The organism is Tepidanaerobacter syntrophicus (genome assembly GCF_001485475.2).
Taxonomy (GTDB): domain Bacteria; phylum Bacillota; class Thermosediminibacteria; order Thermosediminibacterales; family Tepidanaerobacteraceae; genus Tepidanaerobacter; species Tepidanaerobacter syntrophicus.
The window spans coordinates 250,352-265,153 of record NZ_DF976999.1 but is presented as its reverse complement, the minus strand read 5'-3'; the positions used below and the strand labels follow the sequence as shown (position 1 = coordinate 265,153).

Here is a 14,802-nt window from a genome sequence, read left to right as displayed (position 1 = left end):
AGAACAATAAAATAAATCAGAATTATCAAAAAAGGTGGAATGTGTATGACTAGGAAAGTTGAAATTTTTGATACAACCTTAAGAGATGGCGAACAAACACCAGGCATTTCCTTAAATGCAAAAGAGAAACTTGAAATAGCAAAACAGCTTGAAAAACTGTCGGTGGATGTGATAGAAGCAGGCTTTCCTATAGCTTCTAACGGAGATTTTAATGCGGTCAAAGCGATTGCTGAAGAAGTAAGGGGTCCGATTATTGCAGGTCTTGCAAGAGCTACATCTAAGGATATAGATAGAGCTGCAGAGGCCTTAAAACCTGCGGAAAGACCCAGAATCCATACATTCATAGCTTCATCACCTATTCATATGAAATATAAATTAAAGATGACTGAAGATGAGGTTTTGGAAGCTGCAGTTGCTGCAGTAAAAAGAGCTAAATCTTATGTTGAGGATGTGGAATTTTCAGCAGAGGACGCATCCAGGTCTGACATAGAATTTCTATGCAGATTGTATTCGGAAGCAATTAAAGCAGGCGCTACGGTCATTAATATCCCGGATACGGTAGGCTACGCGACACCCAGAGAGTTTGCTAATTTAGTAACTACATTAATGGAAAGGGTTCCCGAAATAGATAAAGCAAAAGTCAGCGTCCACTGCCATGACGATCTTGGAATGGCGGTAGCAAATTCGTTAGAGGCTGTGCTGTGTGGAGTAACTCAAATCGAATGCGCTGTGAACGGATTAGGAGAGAGAGCGGGAAATGCTGCATTAGAAGAAATCGTAATGGCACTTAATACCCGCAAAGATTTTTATAAGGTGGAGCATAGTATTAATACACGGCAAATTTATCGTACCAGCAAGCTTGTAAGCACAATTACAGGAATAGCCATACAACCGAATAAAGCAGTCGTAGGTGCAAACGCTTTTGCTCATGAAGCGGGAATTCACCAGCATGGGGTTTTGGCCGAAAAGTCTACCTATGAAATAATGACTCCTGAGTCCATAGGCCTTGCAACAAATACTTTAGTTCTCGGTAAACATTCGGGAAGGCATGCTTTTGCCGAAAGACTTAAAGAACTAGGGTATGAACTGCCGCAAGATGAACTTGATAAGGCATTTGAAAGATTCAAAGAACTAGCCGATAAAAAGAAAGAAGTCACAGATCTGGATATTGAAGCAATTGTAGAAGATCAAGCGGTTAAGCTTCCGCAAAGCATAGAAGTCGAATGCTTCCAAGTGTCGACGGGGAACAAGGCAATGGCTACTGCTAGCGTTAGAGTTAACATAAATGGCGAGATTGTGGAAGAAGCAGCTACAGGCAGTGGCCCTATTGATGCACTATACAGAGCTCTTGAACGTGCTTGTAATATTGATTGCAAGCTAGTTGATTACTCCATAAAATCAGTTACCGGCGGAAAAGATGCGTTAGGTGAAGTTACCGTAAAAGTAGATAAAGATGGCAAGATATTCTTGGGCAGGGGTCTGAGCACTGATATTATTGAAGCCAGTGTTATGGCATATGCCAATGCAATGAATAAAACACTTTGGAATAATGGCAATGGTAAATCGTCTTAGGGAGGTGGCTTTTTAATGGGAATGACCATTACTGAAAAAATCCTTGCAAATCACGCAGGAAAGAATTTTGTAGAGCCCGGCGAGCTTATTATGGCAGATGTAGATCTTGCCTTAGCAAATGATATTACCGGACCTGTTGCAATAGAAGAATTTAAAAAAGCAGGAGGGGAAAAAGTTTTTAATCAAGAAAAGGTTGCCCTTATACCTGATCATTTTGCCCCTAATAAAGATATAAAATCAGCAGAACTATGCAAGTCTTTGAGAGAGTTTGCAAAAGAACAAAATATACTCCATTATTACGAAGTAGGCCGCATGGGAATTGAACATGCGCTTTTGCCGGAGCAGGGAATTGTGCTGCCGGGAGATCTTGTAATCGGGGCAGATTCTCACACATGCACATATGGCGCCCTTGGAGCATTTTCTACAGGAGTGGGATCTACTGACTTGGCGTTTGCTATGATGACAGGCCAATGCTGGTTTAAAGTTCCCGAGACAATAAAATTTGTCTATTACGGCAAATTGAATAAATGGATTACAGGCAAAGACTTGATTTTGCACACCATAGGAGATATCGGTGTTGACGGAGCCCTTTATAAAGCCATGGAGTTTACAGGAGATGCCATCAGCTCCCTTAGTATGGACGGAAGACTGACCATGGCAAATATGGCCATTGAAGCAGGGGCTAAAAACGGCATAATAAACTCGGATGATATAACGCTGGAATATATTAGAAGTCGAGCTAAAAGACCTTACAATATATTCAAAAGCGATGAAAATGCTAAATATGCAGATATAATCGAGTATAACGTAGAAAATATGCAGCCAAAAGTTGCCCTGCCTCACCTTCCTGAAAATGTGGTAGATGTTGATGAGGCTTCTAATATCCAAATAGATCAAGTTGTAATAGGTTCGTGCACCAATGGCAGGTTAGAAGATATGAGGCTTGCCGCAAGTGTCATAAAAGGCCATAAGGTTCACCCTTATGTGCGCATGATAGTAATTCCTGCAACGCAGCAAGTTTATCAGGAAATGATGCGTGAAGGGATAACCGAGATTTTCATTGAAGCCGGTGCGGCCGTAAGCACACCTACATGCGGACCCTGCCTTGGCGGCCACATGGGGGTTCTTGCAAAAGGAGAAAAAGCTGTTTCCACTACAAACAGGAACTTTGTCGGAAGAATGGGTCATCCGGAAAGCGAAGTTTACCTTGCAAGTCCTTTGGTAGCAGCGGCATCTGCAATAAAAGGAAGGATTGCCCATCCGAAGGAGGTTGTTGGCGATGATTTTTAAAGGCAAAGCATGGGTCTTTGGCGACAATATAGATACTGATGTAATAATACCCGCACGTTATCTAAATACAACTGACCCCAAAGAATTAGCGGCACATTGCATGGAAGATATAATCCCTGACTTTACTCAAAAAATTAAACCCGGCGATATTATCGTAGCAGGAAATAATTTTGGCTGCGGTAGTTCAAGAGAGCATGCGCCTCTTGCGATAAAATCGGCAGGTATAAGCTGTGTTGTGGCATCGTCTTTTGCCCGCATATTTTATAGAAACTCTATAAATATCGGTCTTCCGATATTAGAGTGTCCGGGGTGCAGTGAGAAAATAAAGACAGGCGATGAATTAGAAATAGATACAGACAGTGGAACTATAAAGAATATAACATCTGGCGAAATCTTTTATGCAAGGCCCTTCCCTGAATTTATTAAGGGGATAATAAGCGCAGGCGGTCTTATGAATTATGCAAAAGAGGTGAAGAAATAGTGTATAAAGTAGCCCTTTTGCCGGGAGACGGCATAGGTCCCGAAATAATTGCCGAAGCGGTAAAGATCTTAAAAGCGGTAGGGGAAAAATATAATATAGACTTTCAGTTTGAAGAAGGAATTGTAGGAGGAGCCGCAGTAGATGCATATGGCACGCCCTTGCCGGATAAAGTCATAGAACTTTGCAAAAGCTCTGATGGGATTTTATTTGGTGCAGTAGGAGGACCGAAGTGGGATGCGCTGCCGAAAGAAAAGCGGCCGGAGCAGGCAATTTTAGGACTTAGAAAAAGTCTTGACCTTTATGCAAATTTGCGCTCAGTAATTTTATTTAAAGCATTAGCCGATGCTTCGCCGATTAAAAGGGAAATTATTGGCGATGAACTTGACATAATGATAGTTCGAGAACTTACAGGGGGACTTTATTTTGGCAAACCTAGAGGCATTGAAAAGACAGCAGATGGTGTAAGAGGATTTGACACTATGGAGTATACCGACAAAGAAATTAAGCGAGTAGCCCGCATAGCCTTTGAAGCGGCGCAACGAAGGAAAAAACACCTAACTTCAGTAGATAAAGCTAATGTTTTAGAGACTTCAAGACTATGGAGAAGTATTGTTACGGAAATGGCAAAAGATTATCCTGATGTCACTCTTTCCCACATGTATGTCGATAATTGCTCGATGCAGCTTATATTAAACCCTCGTCAATTTGATGTTATTTTAACGGAAAACACCTTTGGAGATATACTAAGCGATGAAGCTTCAGTGCTTACGGGCTCTATTGGAATGCTGCCTTCTGCAAGCCTTGGAGACAGCAAACCGTATCTTTACGAGCCTATACACGGCTCAGCCCCGGATATTGCAGGTTTTGGAAAGGCGAACCCCGTTGCATGCATTCTATCAGCAGCTATGATGCTGGAATATTCCTTTGATAAAAAAGAGGCTGCTGCTTCAGTGCAAAATGCAGTCGAAAAAACACTCAATGAAGGATACAGGACATTTGACATACAAGCAGGCGCAAAAAAAGTAGTGTCAACTTCGGAAATGGGAGACATAATTAAAGGCTATATTTAATTCCATTCTAAAAGTGATACCTTTTTAAAATCTTGACAACGCCAATCATGATCTTGCGATTGGTGTTGTTTTTATATGTTTTATAAAACTAAAATAAATAAACCGGTGGGAAGTATAGCGACCCAAATACTTCGCACAGTTTTTTGCACAATACCGGCATTTTTACCAAAATGACTATCTGCAAAAATGCAATTAAAAAAATTCGCAAAAGCAAATAAATAATTGCAGGATTTTTAAGATAAATGTAGAAATTATATAATATGAAAGTTTATTAATTTTTTAAATTATGAGAGGAGTTTTGACATGAAATTTCCGGTATTAATGTCACCAATTAAAATAGGGTCTATGGAGTTGAAAAATCGCTTTGTTATTCCTCCTATGGGTACAAAGTTTGGAAATTTAGACAGTACTGTATCACAGCAACTTATTGATTATTGGAAACTAAGAGCCCAAGGGGGTTATGGCCTTTTAATTTTAGAAGTGGCAGCAATTGATCCTTTGGGTAAGGCGATACCAGGACAATTGGGATTATGGGATGATAAATTCATTCCCGGACTTAAGCAGTTGGTAGATGAGGTACATAAACACGGCGATGTCAAAATGGCAGTTCAGCTTCACCATGCAGGCAGACAAACAATGAGCGCGGTTATTGGTGCTCAACCGGTAGCACCGTCTCCTATTCCTTGTCCCGTTGACAAAGAAATGCCTAGAGAACTCACGACCGAGGAAGTATATGACCTTATAGAAAAATTTGGGGATGCTGCAAAAAGAGCCAAAGAAATAGGATTTGACGCAGTTGAAGTTCATGGTGCTCATGGATATTTAGTTGCTCAATTTATGTCTGCTTATTCAAATAAGAGAAGCGATGAATTTGGTGGGGATTTTAATAGTAGAATGAAATTCCCTGTAGAAATCATAAAAAATATTAGAAGGAAAGTTGGAAATGGCTTACCAATATTATTTAGAATCAGCGGCGATGAGGATATGCCTGAGGCAAGAACGATAACAGAGTCCAGGATGGCAGCACGAGTCCTGGAAAGCGTCGGCGTAAATGCTATCCATGTGTCACGATGCGTTTACGGCAGTGTTCCGGGTGCTATTGCGCCAGCTGCAGTTCCTGCCGGATTTAATGTATATGCCGCAGAGGAAATTAAAAAATCTGTAAGCATTCCCGTTATAGCAGTGGGCAGAATAAATGATCCCTTATTAGCTGAAGATATATTGGAAACTGGGAAAGCCGATTTAGTTGCCTTAGGAAGAGAATCCTTGACTGACCCTGAGCTTCCCAATAAAGTTGCAGCGGGACAGCTCGAGGAAATAGCTCCATGCATAAGCTGTATGCAAGCTTGCGTCGGCTACTTATTTGATCCTACCAAACCTTATATTTCATGCTTGGTTAACCCTTTTACCGGTAGGGAAGGTGAATTGAAAGTAGAAAAAACAGATAATCCAAAAAAAGTAATAGTAATAGGCGGCGGCCCCGGAGGGCTTGAAGCTGCATGGATAGCTGCAAAAAGAGGTCATAAAGTTACACTATATGAGAAGGAAAAGAAACTTGGCGGACAATACAGAATAGGAGCCATACCTCCTACAAAACAAGAAATTATAAAGGCTCTAAAATATTACGAGACTATGGGTAAAAAATACGGGGTAGAATATAAAATGGAGACAGAGGCTACAGAAGAAACAATTGCATCTGAAAATGCCGATGTAGTAATTCTTGCTACAGGTGGTGTACCGCTAGTACCAGATATAAAAGGAATAGAGAACCCTAAATTTGTAAAGGCTATTGACTTACTTGATGGGAAGAAAGAAGTCGGACAAAACGTTTTAGTAGTAGGCGGTGGCATGGTAGGTTCTGAAACAGCAGATTATCTGGGCGAACATTTCCACAATGTAACGATAATAGAAATGCTTCCTGAAATTGCAATGGATGAGCAAGATGACGTGAAATACTACTTATTAGAAAGATTAAAAAAGTGGGGAGTTAAGGCAATTACGAATGCGACTGTTAAAGAATTCCTTGATGATGGAGTAGTATATGAGAAAGACGGAAAAGATGAAAAAATTACCGGCTTTGATTCTATAGTTCTTGCAATGGGAGCCAAAGCTTATAATCCCTTGGAAGAAAAAATCAAGGGGAAAGTCCCTGAAATATATGTTATAGGAGATGCTGTTAAAGCTAGAAAAGCCCTAGAGGCAATAGAAGAAGCAGCAAGGATAGCAGTAAAAATATAATAAAGGAACTAAAAATAGGCAGTTCATCGATAAAATCTTTGAACTGCCTTGTTACTTTTTTTAAAATAGGGGCATACGAGTAGAAATTTTTATAAAACTTTTATAAAACCATAGTTGAATTTTCTAAACTCAGGTGTTATAATATAAAACAATATATTGGTTTTTAAAAGCTGTGAAGAGAAGAGTAGCGATTATTTCAAGCTAAAGAGAGTCGGATAAGGTGAAAGCCGATGCTTGAAGCAGTCAGCGAAAATCGTCTCGGAGCTGCCAGAGTGAACTTATAGTAATTCTGGCCGGGTTCCTTATAAGGAAATTGGCCCCCGTTAGAAAGGCCGGGTATCGGGCAAGGCGCCCCGTACCTACTGAGATTTATACCGCAAGGTATAAATGAACTAGGGTGGTAACGCGAAGATCTTTCGCCCCTTTTATAAGGTTAGGCGGAAGGTCTTTTTATTTTACCTCCATACTGAAGTTATCTTTAAACGATGTAAAAATTTATTATTAAATAGAAGAAGGGGATAATTATGACTGGTGCTGAACTCTTACTAAAAACATTAAGCGAATTAGGTGTTAATACTATCTTTGGTTTCCCAGGCGGTTCAGCGCTGCCGATTTACGATGCTCTGTACAGCTGCAAGGAAATCAGACACATAAGGACTGTGCATGAACAAGGAGCAGCCCATGCAGCAGACGGCTACGCCAGAGCAACTGGTAAGGTAGGGGTAGTCTTGAGCACTTCCGGCCCCGGAGCTACGAATTTAGTGACAGGAATTGCAAACGCATATATGGATTCAGTGCCCCTTCTTGCCTTTACCGGTCAGGTCGCACTGGATCTTTTGGGCAGAGATTCCTTTCAAGAAGTTGATATTACAGGGATCACTTTGCCTATTACGAAACACAGTTTTTTAATAAGAAACAAAAATGAAATCGTAAAAAAGGTCAAAGAAGCGTATACGATTGCAACTAGCGGCAGACCCGGTCCAGTGCTCATAGATTTGCCAAAAGATGTGATGGCAGGCGAAGTAAACTACAACGAGGTAGAAAAGGAAGTAAACGGTTTTGTAAGGACATACCTTACCAAACTTGAACCTTCCAGCGGTTTTAATAAATTAGTAGAAAAAGCAGCTGAAATGATTGAAAGAGCAAAAAAACCGGTTATTTATGCAGGCGGTGGAATTGTGACATCTGACGCCGCCGAGGAGCTTCTAAAGCTTGCCGAAAAAATCAATGCACCGGTTACAACAACCTTAATGGGTCTTTCGTCCTTTCCAGCTGACCATCCCCTTGCCCTTGGCATGCTTGGCATGCATGGCACGGCCTATGCAAACATGGCTGTAACTGAATGCGATCTTTTGATAGCTTTAGGTGCCAGGTTTGACGACAGGGTTACGGGAGATGTTAAAAAATTTGCTCCTAATGCAAAAATTATACATGTTGATATTGATAGAGCAGAAATAGGCAAAAATGTTGACGTGGATTTAGGAATAAAAGCAGATGTGAAACAATTTTTAATTAATTTGCTTGATATCTTGCCGTCTGTAAAAAACGAGGATTGGGTAAACGAAGTAGCCCGCATGAAAAATCTCTATCCTCTCAAATATTCCGAAGAGGGACTTAAGCCTCAGTATGTAATAGAAGAAATTTACAGACAGAGTAAAGGTGAAGCAATTATTGTGACAGAAGTAGGCCAGCATCAAATGTGGGCTGCCCAGTATTACAAATTTAAAGAGCCGAGAACCTTCATATCTTCCGGCGGATTAGGGACCATGGGCTTCGGCCTTCCGGCAGCTCTTGGAGCAAAAGTTGGAAGGAAAGATAAAATAGTTTTCAATATCGCAGGGGATGGCAGTTTTGAAATGAATTGCCATGAACTTATAACCGCGTCCAGGCACAAAATCCCGGTTATTACGGTGATATTTAACAACCGGACCTTAGGTATGGTAAGACAATGGCAGGAACTGTTTTTTGACAAAAGATATTCCCAGGTATCTCTTGAAGGCGCAGACGTAAATTACGCAAAACTTGCAGAAGCATGTGGAGTGCAGGGATTTGAAGTCGATGATAAGAATGAGCTTCCAAAAATTATCCACAACGCAATCCAGCTTAATGCACCTGTGGTTATAGATGTTAAAATAGACGCAGAAGAAAATGTTATGCCGATGGTACCTGCAGGAAAACCTATCAGTGAAATGTTAGGGATTGATTAATTAATGCAAATAGATGTATATTAATATATGTAAGTGCAAAGACTATTTGTGTTATACTTTTATCAGGAAACAAGCACTAATTTATAAAACTTTGAGGGAGGAAATTTCTAGATGAGTATTCAAATTTACGTAGATGGCAAGTACTATCCAAAGGAAGAAGCCAAAATTTCCGTTTTTGACCACGGTTTTTTATATGGCGATGGCGTTTTTGAAGGTATTAGAGCCTATAACGGCAGAGTGTTCAAATTAAAAGAGCATATTGACAGGTTATACAACGGCGCTCGCGGCATAATGATTAACGTTCCCCTTACCAAAGAAGAAATGACTGAAGTTGTTCTGGAAACATTGAGAAGAAACCAGCTGCAGGATGCATATATAAGACTGGTAATATCTAGAGGAGCAGGAGACCTGGGTCTTGACCCGAAAAAGTGCAGCAAGCCTACCGTTGTATGTATTGCCGATAAAATAGTGCTATATCCTGAAGAACTTTACGAAAAGGGTATGGAAATTATTACAGCGGCAACTAGGAGAAACAGGCCGGAAGGTGTAAATCCTCAAATGAAGTCGCTAAACTACTTAAATAACATAATGGCAAAGCTAGAGGCAAACTTAGCAGGGGCACCTGAAGCTTTATTATTAAACAACGAAGATTATGTGGCAGAATGTACCGGCGATAATATCTTTATTGTGAAAAACGGTGTTCTCATAACTCCGCCGCCCTATGTAGGCATTTTAGTCGGAATAACCAGAAATGCAATAATAGAAGCCGCAGAAAGACTTGGAATAAAAGTAGAAGAAAAGGTATTTACCAGATACGAGGTCTTTACAGCAGATGAATGTTTCCTTTCCGGAACAGCAGCTGAAGCAGTTCCTGTAGTTAAAGTTGACGGACGTCCTATTGCAGACGGCAAACCCGGTCCGATAACAAAGCAAATAATAAAAGAGTTTAAGGAATTAATTAAAACAGAAGGAACGGAAATCTACAAATAATTTTTTAACCCTCTATTGACCAAGAAACTCCCACTTCAACGAATGAATGAGTAAGTGGTGAGTGGTTCACGGGTATAAAAAGAGGCATCTTAGAATTATTTCTTTAAATAATTCTAAGATGCCTCTTTTTTGCTTACAATAGTAAACTTTTATCAAATACTTGATGCATAATATCCCGCCGCGGCAGCTGTTATAAAAAATTCCGCATCCTTATCAATTCCTCTTCCCATGGTAGACAGTTTAAAATCAAAAGATAAAAGGTCTTGTGTGAGCTTTTCTAATTCATCAACATAGATAATTTTATGTTTTTGATTTAAGGTATTTTCATCTATTTGTTTTTGTATGCAATCGAACTTATTTCCTGAAAACTTAGGAACAACAATATTTGCGCTGCTCATTGCGACTTTATTAAGCACCGTAATACTGTGATGGCTTATCCCACAATGCCGCTTTCTTTTGTCGGCAAAACTTATTCTTGGAATAAAAATTGGCAGACCTCCCAGATTATTTACCGCATCTATGATAGGTCCTTGCTCAATACCCGAAAAACCATATTCGGTTCCTGTGCCGGTTATACCGGGGCCCATTGCGACAACAGCTACATCAGAATGCAAGATTTCAAAAGCCGATATTAAAGCAGTATAAATATTTACAGACTCAATATCTCCCCCAAAAGCCTGACCGTATGTAACAGTTCCATCAATTAGATTATTCTCTTTTAAATATTTGACGGTTTTACTAAAGCTTAAGGGCAATGCTCCGCCGTCTGTCATAATATATGAGACCTTTAACTTCGGTCTATTTCGCTTTACACCGAAAACCGCCGGTGCAACCATACTGTGCAGCTCACCGATAATTACGGGTTTTCTGCCAAGGCCGGAGAAATTATTAAAAATGCTATGATAAGGGCTATCTTCTTCCTCGGCACTTAAAACTGCAAATTGAAGCGGGGTATACCTAAGCTTCATTATATGGCCCGGGGCATTTTTAGCTACAAAACCTTCCCCACAATTTACAGATACTACAAAATGATACCCGCCACTGCCTAATTTTAAATCCTGTGCTGTTGTATTTAAAAGCACACTATCTCCAACGGCTACCTGACCTGTCAAGAAATCATAGTTTATTGCTTTAAAGTTTTCTCTGCCAATTTCAACTTCTATCTCAGTTACGCCTTTTCTTGCCGATAAAATGCTTTTCACTATTCCCTTTGCATAAGAAATCATTGAATTTCTCCTTTATCTGCCAAGTTCGTCTAAAAAACTTAAAAAACGGTTTTTATTAATCAAGTCTGTCAGCGAATATTTTTCTGTATAGATATGCACTGCTATAAGAAGTATCAGAATCAAAATCTTCGTATAAACTTCAAAAGCAGAGGCAGCAAGAATCCCCATTGACATTCCGATAACATTTGAACCTGCATCGCCCATCATGCACTTGGCACTTAAATCATAAGGGAAATAACCTAAAATAATTCCCACCAAAGGAAGATATGGCAGAGCATAAGATAATTTTTGCCCAAATGCAAGCCCTAGAAGAAAAACTATAAATAAAATAAGGAAAAATTTTATAGAACGGCCCGGCCTTAAATCCAGTAAGTTAAATAGATTTGTAAAAAGTGCTATGACAAGAGTGTTTAAAATAACTTCAAAAATAGCATCCGGTGCAATAACCGCACTTATAACGAAGGCAGCAAGCAAACCCGAAATAGCCTTTAATCCTCCGGTTGTAAGTTTACCCTGCAGCAGCTTGCCAAAGTGCCCCTTAAAACCTAAAACATTTCTTGCGCCCAGCATATCATCTATAAAGCCAATAAAACTTGCTGAAAAAACAGCAAGTAAAATCAAAAATATATCCATCGGAAATTTGCCGAAAATTAATCCAAATAGAGCAGACCAAGCAAGATAAAAAATAGGGAAAATAATGCCGATTCCCTGAGGTATTAAAACCCCTTTATAGTTTTTTACAAGTGCTTTCCCTTCTTCAAAAATACTAATAAACTGTGGAGTCGCAAGATAAGTTGCCGCTAAAAAAAGCAAAAAAGTAATAACATAAAATGTAGACATTATCGACCCCCCTTTTTTCGAACAAGAACTTTTAAAATATCTAAAAACTGCTTGCCTCTATGAACAAAACCACTAAAATCTCTACCTGTTACATCATGACTCATATCCACGTCTACTTCCTGCACTCTATAGCCTTTCCTGAGTATATCTACCAACATGCCGACTTCTATGCCAAAGCCTTCAGGTATCCCCTGGATATCATTTAAGACTTGCCTCTTGAAGGCTCGCTGACCTGAAAGTGCTGTTGTAATTTCTCTACCTGTAAGGGATTTAACCCCGTAAAAAGCCAATGCTTTTACAAGGCCAAACCCTTTTTTACCGGCCACCGGCTTAAATTTGGCAATGGTTACATCGGCACTATCCTCTAGAATAGGAAGCAGCAATTTGGATACCTCTTGCGAAGTTTCCTGTAAATCTGCGTCTAAAAAGACTATGATATCACCCTCTGCATACTTGAGTCCCTCCCGAAGGGCCCCGCCTTTTCCGGTGTTTGAGACAAGCTTTATAACTTTTGCCCCCTTCTCTGCCGCAATCGCTGCGGTTCGGTCAGAGGATCCGTCATCAATTACCAATACCTGCAATTCTATTTGGCGTTCCTTGCAAAATTTATCTTTAAATTCCGCTAAACCATCAAGAGTTTTTGCAATGTTTTTTTCTTCATTAAAAGCTGGGATTAGTATGCTTACTTTCACTGGGTCTTTTCCTCCTCGCTCAAGAAAGGCATAAGTGAATTAGCACTGTTTTTGACTCCGTAATGGCCTTCTTTTCCAGTCATAACAAGTATCAACGAAGTTTGTCCGATTACAGTATCTACATTGTCGACGGTAGAGATATTTTGCTTTTTATACATTTCAATATAGGAAATTTTTGCATCCGTAGTTTCTACGCCGATAACCGGTAGGGAATATTTTTTAAGTTCTCTTATCAAAGGGATATCAATGGCTTCATATCTGTTATCGCCTTCGTCTCGGCTGCTTCCTCCGGCAATAACCACATAGTTTGCAGGAGTTTCCAAATTACCGCTAACATATAATATACCTTTTTCTATTAGAAAAGCTAAGTTCTCCTTATTTGCTTTGCCATAAGCTGCATCTGAAACATTTTTGACAATGGCAGGAATGATGTTTTCCTTGCTTGCAAGCTTGAAATATGCCATCAATTCGCTTTCGTCTTCTTCGGTCATATTAAAAAGTTTATCATTATCAAAACTTATAGATACAACATCGGCACCTGCTGTTTTAAGAGCTTGACGCATCTCGGTATAGACGTAGTCTCCGGATGTTTCAACAACTACAACGTGCATTCCTGCAAGTTTACCCTTTATATAGTCGGGAAAAATATTTTTTATATAAGTCTCGCTTAATTGGTTTGCATCAGAGAGCTTCTGGATCTGGTTTTTAAGTTCCTCGTTGGTTTGATTGAGTTCACTAAACTTTTCTTCCATTTTTTGAAGCGTAATTTCCTGCTGCTCAACTATAATTTCTTCAGAATCCATCTGAACTCCTACAAGTATACCAATACCCAGTGCTAAAAAAATCGATATTACAGTAATGACTAAATATTTTATGTTAATCAGCATATTTTTGCTCCTTTAAGGTAAAAGCATTTTTAATCTAAGTTCCAAGAGTTTTAATGCATGCTTAATAGGCGGAGAAATATTAAAAATTACAAGAATCGGCACCAAAGCGGCAGCAAAAATTCCCAGCATGTAGGAAGGACGCAATCTTTGGTTGTAAAGCTTACTGACACCTTTTGCGTCTACTAAGATTGACCCGACCTTCAGCCTGACTAAAAAAGTGCTCCCCATGCCCTTACGGCCCTTTTCTAAAAAATCTATCATACTTGAATGAGTGCCTACAGCTACTATTAAATCTGCGCCTTTTTCATACGCTAAAAGCATTGCTATGTCTTCACTAGTGCCGGGAGATGTGAAAATTTTTGCATCAAGGCCTAATTTCTTTATTCTTTCAAGCCCCGGTGATCTGCCGTCTGGATATGCATGAACTACAATATCTTTTTCTTTGCAAATTCTTAAAGTGTTATCTGATACGCTGTCCATATCACCGATAATAATGTCAGGGGTATAGCCGTACTCCAAAAGCGCATCAGCTCCGCCGTCAACTCCTATAAGTACGGGTCTGACTTCATCAATGTAAGTTTTAATTGCGGCAAGATCTTCTTTATAGTTGTTGCCCCTTACAACGATTAAAACATGCCGTCCGTTAATTGGAGTATTTATATCGGGTATTGAGACACCGCCCATTATTAAGTATTTTTCTTTTTTTGCATAGTCCAAAGTATTGTTTATAAACTCATCAAGGGAATTTTCAATGTTTCGTTTTGCATCTTCCATTTTTGATTTAATAATCTCGGGAGTCAAAAATACCCCTTCGCCTATAAGTTTGTTTTCGCAATAAATTTTGCCGTCATCCTCGATTGTAATGACAGAGCCCTCTTCAAGCGACATTATATCTTCGCCTACATCATCTAAAATCGGAATATTGGCATTTGCCAGTATCTCAGGACCGGGATTAGGATAACGGCCCGTTATTGATTTTTGCGCATTAATAACAGCCTTAACCTTGCAATTTACTAGACCCAGCGCTCCTACTTCATCTAAGTCTTCATGATGGATTATGGCAATATCTCCCGGCTTTAAGCGCTTGATCAGGTTTTTGGTTCTATAATCAATCTTTGCAGTGCCGGTAATAGGCATATAAACTTCACACCTTCGAAAATTAATATACGGTTTAGAAAAATCTATCCTCCTATAATTTAGCACAATGAAAGAGCCATCTCAACTATTTGAAAATTTCAATTTTGTTGCAAGGTTGGCATCCTATTGATATAATAGCGATGTATAATATGAAAACACGATTATTTTTGGA

12 protein-coding genes and 1 other annotated feature are annotated in these 14,802 nt (G+C 39.5%); of the genes, 7 read left to right on the top strand and 5 right to left on the bottom strand.

Annotated elements, in window-relative coordinates; genetic code table 11:
* Positions 1-45 precede the first annotated feature (45 nt).
* The 7 genes from TSYNT_RS02125 to ilvE all read left to right on the top strand — a co-directional run bounded on the left by TSYNT_RS02125 (position 46) and on the right by ilvE (position 9,848).
* Entirely contained in the window at positions 46-1,572 is a 1,527-nt protein-coding gene (locus tag TSYNT_RS02125) for a 2-isopropylmalate synthase (RefSeq protein ID WP_059031511.1), read from the top strand.
* 15 nt (positions 1,573-1,587) lie between these two features.
* On the top strand, positions 1,588-2,862 hold the full coding sequence (gene leuC, locus TSYNT_RS02120; protein WP_059031510.1) for a 3-isopropylmalate dehydratase large subunit: 1,275 nt from the start codon (positions 1,588-1,590) through the stop codon (positions 2,860-2,862).
* Entirely contained in the window at positions 2,852-3,343 is a 492-nt protein-coding gene (leuD, locus tag TSYNT_RS02115) for a 3-isopropylmalate dehydratase small subunit (RefSeq protein WP_059031509.1), read from the top strand. The genes leuC and leuD overlap by 11 nt, the downstream gene beginning before the upstream one ends.
* Entirely contained in the window at positions 3,340-4,413 is a 1,074-nt protein-coding gene (gene leuB / locus TSYNT_RS02110; RefSeq protein WP_059031508.1) for a 3-isopropylmalate dehydrogenase, read from the top strand. The genes leuD and leuB overlap by 4 nt, the downstream gene beginning before the upstream one ends.
* 303 nt (positions 4,414-4,716) lie before the next feature.
* Positions 4,717-6,651: an oxidoreductase gene (locus TSYNT_RS02105; RefSeq protein ID WP_059031507.1), complete on the top strand. Its 1,935-nt coding sequence runs from the start codon at positions 4,717-4,719 to the stop codon at positions 6,649-6,651.
* Between the two features lie 163 nt (positions 6,652-6,814).
* Positions 6,815-7,078: a binding site (T-box leader), on the top strand.
* 97 nt (positions 7,079-7,175) lie between these two features.
* Entirely contained in the window at positions 7,176-8,858 is a 1,683-nt protein-coding gene (gene ilvB, locus TSYNT_RS02100; protein ID WP_083497607.1) for a biosynthetic-type acetolactate synthase large subunit, read from the top strand.
* 111 nt (positions 8,859-8,969) lie between these two features.
* Positions 8,970-9,848, top strand: a complete 879-nt coding sequence (gene ilvE / locus TSYNT_RS02095; protein ID WP_059031505.1) for a branched-chain-amino-acid transaminase — start codon at positions 8,970-8,972, stop codon at positions 9,846-9,848.
* A gap of 152 nt (positions 9,849-10,000) precedes the next feature.
* Here the strand turns inward: ilvE and TSYNT_RS02090 are convergent, their stop codons facing one another.
* Genes TSYNT_RS02090 through steA form a run of 5 tightly spaced genes read right to left on the bottom strand, consistent with a single transcriptional unit; the run spans position 10,001 to position 14,630 of the window.
* Positions 10,001-11,074 carry a DUF3866 family protein gene (locus tag TSYNT_RS02090; protein WP_059031504.1) on the bottom strand — a complete coding sequence of 358 codons (1,074 nt, stop codon included), beginning with the start codon at positions 11,072-11,074 and terminating at the stop codon, positions 10,001-10,003.
* A gap of 12 nt (positions 11,075-11,086) precedes the next feature.
* Positions 11,087-11,914, bottom strand: a complete 828-nt coding sequence (locus tag TSYNT_RS02085) for an MraY family glycosyltransferase (protein WP_083497606.1) — start codon at positions 11,912-11,914, stop codon at positions 11,087-11,089.
* Positions 11,914-12,606, bottom strand: a complete 693-nt coding sequence (locus tag TSYNT_RS02080; RefSeq protein WP_059031503.1) for a glycosyltransferase family 2 protein — start codon at positions 12,604-12,606, stop codon at positions 11,914-11,916. The genes TSYNT_RS02085 and TSYNT_RS02080 overlap by 1 nt, the downstream gene beginning before the upstream one ends.
* Positions 12,603-13,493 (bottom strand): copper transporter, encoded by an 891-nt coding sequence (locus TSYNT_RS02075; protein WP_059031502.1) that lies wholly within the window; start codon positions 13,491-13,493, stop codon positions 12,603-12,605. The genes TSYNT_RS02080 and TSYNT_RS02075 overlap by 4 nt, the downstream gene beginning before the upstream one ends.
* A 12-nt stretch (positions 13,494-13,505) precedes the next feature.
* Positions 13,506-14,630, bottom strand: coding sequence for a putative cytokinetic ring protein SteA (steA, locus tag TSYNT_RS02070; RefSeq protein ID WP_059031501.1), 1,125 nt, complete (start codon positions 14,628-14,630; stop codon positions 13,506-13,508).
* Between the last annotated feature and the right edge of the window lie 172 nt (positions 14,631-14,802).

Coding starts and splice junctions, on each gene's coding strand:
- TSYNT_RS02105 (WP_059031507.1), top strand. CDS start 4,717: ATGAAATTTCCGGTATTAATGTCACCAATTAAAATAGGGTCTATGGAG.
- TSYNT_RS02125 (WP_059031511.1), top strand. CDS start 46: ATGACTAGGAAAGTTGAAATTTTTGATACAACCTTAAGAGATGGCGAA.
- steA (WP_059031501.1), bottom strand. CDS start 14,630: ATGCCTATTACCGGCACTGCAAAGATTGATTATAGAACCAAAAACCTG.
- TSYNT_RS02085 (WP_083497606.1), bottom strand. CDS start 11,914: ATGTCTACATTTTATGTTATTACTTTTTTGCTTTTTTTAGCGGCAACT.
- TSYNT_RS02075 (WP_059031502.1), bottom strand. CDS start 13,493: ATGCTGATTAACATAAAATATTTAGTCATTACTGTAATATCGATTTTT.
- TSYNT_RS02090 (WP_059031504.1), bottom strand. CDS start 11,074: ATGATTTCTTATGCAAAGGGAATAGTGAAAAGCATTTTATCGGCAAGA.
- leuC (WP_059031510.1), top strand. CDS start 1,588: ATGGGAATGACCATTACTGAAAAAATCCTTGCAAATCACGCAGGAAAG.
- leuD (WP_059031509.1), top strand. CDS start 2,852: ATGATTTTTAAAGGCAAAGCATGGGTCTTTGGCGACAATATAGATACT.
- ilvB (WP_083497607.1), top strand. CDS start 7,176: ATGACTGGTGCTGAACTCTTACTAAAAACATTAAGCGAATTAGGTGTT.
- ilvE (WP_059031505.1), top strand. CDS start 8,970: ATGAGTATTCAAATTTACGTAGATGGCAAGTACTATCCAAAGGAAGAA.